We start from the raw sequence: 6,000 nt of genomic DNA, 5'->3' as shown, positions 1-6,000 counted from the left end.
GCGGTGGGGGGGGGGGGGGGGGGGGGGGGGGGGGGGGGCGGGGCTGGATGTGCGGGCTAGAACTGCAGGGACTTGGTCTGGAGGTACTCGGCGAGGCCGTGCGGGCCCAGCTCGCGGCCCACGCCCGACTTCTTGTACCCGCCGAAGGGCGCGAGCGGGTTGAAGCGGCCGCCGTTGATGTCCACCTGGCCGGTGTCCATCAGGCGGGCGAAGGCCACGGCCGTCTCCTCGTCCGCGGCCCAGACCGCCCCGCCCAGCCCGTAGTCGGTGCCGTTCGCGATCGCCAGGGCCTCGTCCTGGTCCCCGTAGGGCAGGATCGACAGCACCGGGCCGAAGATCTCCTCCTGGGCGATGGTCATCTCGGGCGTGACGTCGGCGAACACGGTCGGGGCGATGAAGTACCCCTGCTCGTGCGGCGCCTCGGGCCCGCCCGCGACGAGGCGCGCGCCCTCCTCCACGCCCTTGGCGATGAAGCCGCGGACGCGGTCGCGCTGCTTGGCGCTGACGACCGGGCCGAGGCGGGTGCCCGGGTCGAGGGGGTCGCCGGAGGCGTACTTGGCCGCGGCGGCGGCCGCGAGGGAGACCGCCTCCTCGTACTCGTCCCGGTGGACGAGCATGCGGCTGAGCGCGTTGCAGCTCTGGCCGGCGTTGTTCATGACGTGGCCCACGCCCGCGGCGACGGCCTTGGCGAGGTCGGCGCCGGGCAGGATGACATTGGCCGATTTGCCGCCCAGTTCCAGGGCGACCCGCTTGACGGCGGCGCCTGCCGTGGCGCCGATCTGCTTGCCGACGGCGGTGGATCCGGTGAAGGAGACGAGGTCGACTCCCTCGTGCGCGGCCAGGGCCTGGCCGGCGACCGGGCCGGTGCCGGTCACCAGGTTGAAGACCCCGGCGGGGATACCCGCCTCGTGCACGGCTTCGGCGAAGAGCTGTGCGGTCAGCGGGGTGTCCTCGGCGGGCTTGAGGACGAGGGTGCAGCCTGCGGCGAGAGCGGGTGCCACCTTGGCAACGATCTGGTGCAGCGGGTAGTTCCAGGGGGTGATCGCCCCGACGACGCCGACCGGCTCCAGCAGTACGGTCGAGTTCCCGATCCGCTCCTCGAAGGCGTACGAGGCCCCGAGCTCGGCGTAGGAGGAGGCCACGGCGATCGGCGCCCCGACGTGGACCATCTCCGAGAACCCCAGCGGCGATCCCAGCTCGGCGGTGATGGTCTCGGCTATCTCCCCCTTGCGGGCGACCAGCACGTCGCGCAGGGCCCCGATGAGGGCCGCCCGCTCGGCCGGAGCCGTGGCCGCCCAGGCCGGGAAGGCCGCGCGGGCCGCTCGTACGGCCGCGTCCACGTCGTCGGCCGAACCGGCCGCGACCGAGGCGATGGGCCGCTCGTCGGCCGGGTTGAGGACCTCGATGCGGCCGTGGCCGAGGGCGGCCCGCCACTCGCCGCCGATGTACATCCCGTCATGGGCCTTCATGGCAATCCTCCCGAGCACGCGCGGGCGCGTGGACCTGTGGACGTCTGGACGTGTGACGTGTGGATCCGTGAACGCGTGGATCCTTGAACGTGTGACGCGTGACGTGCGGTCGCCGTGTCGGATCCGACGTCGGCAACACCTTACAAACTAGCGCCGGTAGTTTTCTGTCGCCAGGGGCGGAGGGGGTCAGATGATGCCGAAAAGCATCCCTGCCGCCAGGACCACCAGGGAGGTCAGGGCCGCCCATTTCACGGTGAACCGAGTGTGGTCGCCGAACTCGACCTTGGCCATGCCCACGAGGACGTAGACGGCCGGGACGAGTGGGCTCGACATGTGCAGGGCCTGCCCGACCAGGGAGGCGCGGGCGATTTCGAGCGGGGAGACCCCGTGGGCGGCGCCGGCCTCGGCGAGGACCGGCAGGACGCCGAAGTAGAAGCCGTCGTTGGACATGAAGTAGGTGAGGGGAAGGCTGAGCAGGCCCGTGACCAGGGCCATGTGCGGGCCCATGCCCTCGGGGATGGCTTCGACGAGCCAGTCGGCCATGTGCTTGACCATGCCGGTGCCGGTGAGGACGCCGGTGAAGACGGCAGCGGCGAAGACCATTCCGGCGACGTTCAGGACGTTCTCGGCGTGGGCGGCGATCCGGGCCTTCTGGTCCGGCATGTGGGGGTAGTTGACGGTGAGGGCGAGGGCGGCCCCGAGGAGGAAGAGCACCGGGATCGGGAGCAGCTCCATGATCATCGCGGTGAGCAGGGCGACGGTGAGGCCCGCGTTGAACCAGTAGAGGCGGGGACGCAGGGTCGAGCGGTGCGGGTCGAGGCCCTGGAAGCCCTCTTCGGCGGGGGTGGCGCCGTCGGCGGGGGTGACGCCCTCGGACGCGTCGGAACCGGTGGACGCCCCGGACGGGGAGCCCGTGGAGGGCGTACGGGTGCTCCCGGCGGCGGCCGGGCCCGTACCGGCCGCGACCAGGAGTTCCCCGGCCGGCTCCGCCGACCGCTCCGTGTCGGCGGGGAGGGTCAGCAGGCCGAGGCGGCGGCGTTCCTTGAGGCCGAGGACGTAGGCCAGGGCGAAGACGAAGAGCAGGCCCACCGCGAGTGCGGGGATCATCGGTACGAAGATGTCGCCGGCGTCGAGCTTGAGCGCGGTGGCGGCGCGGGCCGTGGGGCCGCCCCAGGGCAGGGTGTTCATGACGCCGTTGGCGGTGGCCGCGACGCCGGTCATCACCACGAGGCTCATGCCGAGGCGCTTGTAGAGCGGGTACATGGCCGAGACGGTGATCATGAAGGTGGTCGAGCCGTCGCCGTCGAGCGAGACGATGGCGGCGAGGACGGCGGTGCCGACCACGACGCGCATCGGGTCGGCCCGGCAGAAGCGCAGGATGCCGCGCACGATCGGGTCGAAGAGGCCGACGTCGATCATCACGCCGAAGTAGACGATGGCGAACATGAGCATGGCGGCGGTCGGCGCGAGCTTGCCGACTCCGTCGATGACGTAGCCGCCGAGCTGCGCGCCCTGTCCGGCGAACACGCAGAAGAGCGCGGGGATGAGGACGAGCGCCGCGATGGGCGACATTTTCTTCAGCATGATCAGGACCAGGAAGGTCGCGATCATGGCGAAGCCGAGGAAGGTCAGCATGGGGGGAACCTAGGTGCCTCCTCCTGGGTCAACAAGACGTCTACGCGTGAGCAATACGAGCAAAACCCCAGCTCAGGGGATGGGTATCAGTTCGACGGGGAAGCCGTTGAGCACGGCCGTACCGGAGAGCGGGTCGAGCCGGCTGCCGTCGAGGAGCTGGTTGACGTTGACTCCGGGCGCGGCCGCGGCCACCGAGAGGCGGGTGCCGGGGCGGTCGTGGCCCCAGCCGTGCGGGAGGCTCACGACTCCGACCCGGACGGTGTCGGTGAACTCCACGGGAACCTCCAGGCTGCCGCCGTCGGCAGTGATCCGGGCCAGGTGCCCGTCGGTGAGGCCGAGCCGGGCGGCGTCGTCCGGGTGGACCTGGAGGGTGCAGCGGTTGGAACCTCCGGCGAGGGCCGGAACGTTGTGCAACCAGCTGTTGTTGGACCGCAGGTGGCGGCGGCCCACGAGCACCAGGGCGGCGGGGCGGTCGGCGAGCGCCGCGCGCAGCCTGGGGAGTTCGGCCGCGATCGGGTCCGGCAGGAGCTCGATCCTGCCGCTGCGCGTCCTCAGCAGGCCCGGGAGGCGGGGCCGCAGCGGGCCCAGGTCGATTCCGTGCGGGTGCGCGCGCAGCCGCTCCAGCCCGAGGCCGCCGGGGACGACGGGGGCCGGGGCGGGCTCGGGAGCGGGCACGGAGGCGGGCGCGGAGGCGGCGCCCGAGCCGGGTCCCGCCGTGCTGTAGGGCGCGCCCGCGGGGGTGTCCGTAGCGGCGCTCCCGGGCAGGGCCGGGTCCGCGGCGAACCGGTCTCCGTAGGGGCCCAGCCGGAGCATCAGGTCGAGGCGGCGCTCGGGGCCGCTGCCGCCCGCGAGCAGCCCGGCGAGGCGGGCCGGATCCTGCCCGCGCAGGGGGGAGTCCGGGTCGGCGCACTCCCTGGCGAGGGTGGCCCCGATCGCCAGGTCGTCCACGGCGACCGGGTCGGTTCCGTGCATGCCGGAGACGGCGAGTACGAGACGGGCGTGGATCTCGCACTCGTCCATGCGCCCGTCTTCGAGCGGGACGGCGGGCGGCGAATAGCGGACCTGGTTGCGGATGGCGAAGGTGTTGAAGGAGAAGTCGAAGTGGGCGCTCTGCGAGGGCGGCGCGGGAGGCAGGACCACGTGGGCGTGGCGTGAGGTCTCGTTGAGGTAGGGATCGATGCTGACCATGAAGTCGAGCCCGGCCAGGGCCGCGTCGAGGCGCCGGCCGTCGGGGGCGGACAGCACGGGGTTGGCGGCGATGGAGATCAGGGCCCGGATCCGCCCCTCCCCCGGGGTCTCGATCTCCTCCGCCAGTGCGGCCATGGGCAGTTCGGCCTTGGCCTCGGGGTGGCCGCTGACCCGGCTGTGCCAGCGCCCGAGGCTGAAGCCCTTGCCGGGCCCGGCCGGCCGGGGTGCGCGGTCGGTCGCGGACAACGGGAACAGGGCTCCGCCCGGCCGGTCGAGATTGCCGGTCAGGATGTTCAGCACGTCGACCAGCCAGCTGGCGAGCGTGCCGTACTCCACGGTGCAGCTGCCGATCCGCCCGTAGACGGCGGCGGTCGGCGCGGCCGCGAGATCGCGGGCGAGGTCGCGGATCTCTTCGGCCGTGAGGTCGCAGGCGGGAGCAACGGCCTCGGGAGTGAAACTACCGAGCGCCTCGGCGAGTTCCCCGATCCCCTGCGCGTGTTCCGCGAGCATGCCCGGATCGGCGAGCTCCTCGGCGAGCAGCGTGTGGGCGAGCGCGGCGAGCAGCAGCGCGTCGCTGCCGGGTCGCGGCGCGAGGTGGCGGTCGGCGAGCTTGGCGGTCCGGGTGCGGCGCGGGTCGACGACGACGAGGGTGCCGCCCCGTGCGCGCAACGCCTTGAGCCGGCCGGGGAAGTCGGGTGCGGTGCACAGGGATCCGTTGGACTCGACCGGGTTCGCCCCCAGGAGCAGGAGGAAGTCCGTGCGGTCGAGGTCCGGGACGGGGATCGCGAAGGGGTCCCCGAAGAGCAGTCCGCTGGAGACGTGTTTGGGCATCTGGTCGAGGGTGCTGGCCGTGAAGAGGTTGCGGGTGCCGAGGGCCTTGAGGAGCAGGGGAGGGTAGAGCTGGCCGGCCATGGTGTGGACGTTCGGGTTGCCGAGGACCACGCCGACGGACTGGGGCCCGTACGCCCGCACGAGGGCGGGGACCGCGTCGGCGATGGCCTGGTAGGCCTCCTCCCAGGTGGCCTCGCGGAGCCGGCCGTCGCGTCGTACGAGGGGGGTCCGCAGCCGGTCGGGGTCGGCGTCGAGGCCGCCGAAGGCGGCGCCCTTGGGGCAGATGAAGCCGCGGCTGAACACGTCGTCGCGGTCCCCCCGGGCGCCGGTGACGGCGGCACCTTCGATGGTGAGCGTGAGGCCGCAAGTGGCTTCGCAGAGGGGGCAGATGCGCAGGGCGGTGCGGGGCATGGGCCCTCCAGGGGCGGCAGGCTGCGGCACGGGGCGCGGACGGCAGACCCGCGCGGGCGGCACCGAGCATACCGACCGGTAGGCACGGAGGGGAGACTCCGGGCCATCCGGAATCCGAGGATGGGGGCGGACGGGGGCGGGGGCGGACGGGGCTGGGCCGTGGCCGGACAGATCTGGGGCTGGGGCCGGCCGGGGCCGGGGCCGGACTGATCCGGGGCCGGGGCCAGGGGCGGGGCCAGGGCCAGGGGCGGGGCCGGGGCCGGACAGATCCGGGGGCCCGGCCTCCCCGGATCGCCGACCCCGCGACCCCGCGACCCCGCGACCCCGCGACCGCAGGGGACCGCCCCGGCTCCCCTTACAGGGCCACCACGCCGTAGATCCGGCGCCCCACGCCGCGTCGGATCCGTAGGCACCGATGAAGCCGAGCCCAGCGGCAGCACCCCACCGCCCCCGAGGGCGGCGGACG

Annotated in this window: 3 protein-coding genes; all 3 read right to left on the bottom strand. The window is 73.4% G+C overall.

Annotated features, from left to right (window positions below; genetic code table 11):
• Positions 1-56: 56 nt before the first annotated feature.
• Positions 57-1,469 carry an aldehyde dehydrogenase family protein gene (locus AC061S_RS39135; protein WP_478690632.1) on the bottom strand — a complete coding sequence of 471 codons (1,413 nt, stop codon included), beginning with the start codon at positions 1,467-1,469 and terminating at the stop codon, positions 57-59.
• A 186-nt stretch (positions 1,470-1,655) separates the two neighbouring features.
• Positions 1,656-3,104 carry a CitMHS family transporter gene (locus AC061S_RS39130; protein WP_478690631.1) on the bottom strand — a complete coding sequence of 483 codons (1,449 nt, stop codon included), beginning with the start codon at positions 3,102-3,104 and terminating at the stop codon, positions 1,656-1,658.
• A gap of 72 nt (positions 3,105-3,176) precedes the next feature.
• Positions 3,177-5,534: a molybdopterin oxidoreductase family protein gene (locus AC061S_RS39125; protein ID WP_478690630.1), complete on the bottom strand. Its 2,358-nt coding sequence runs from the start codon at positions 5,532-5,534 to the stop codon at positions 3,177-3,179.
• Between the last annotated feature and the right edge of the window lie 466 nt (positions 5,535-6,000).

The sequence above is a fragment of the Streptomyces sp. CA189 genome, assembly GCF_056428985.1.
Note: the sequence above shows the minus strand (reverse complement) of the source record. Positions and strands in the feature narration are given on the sequence as shown.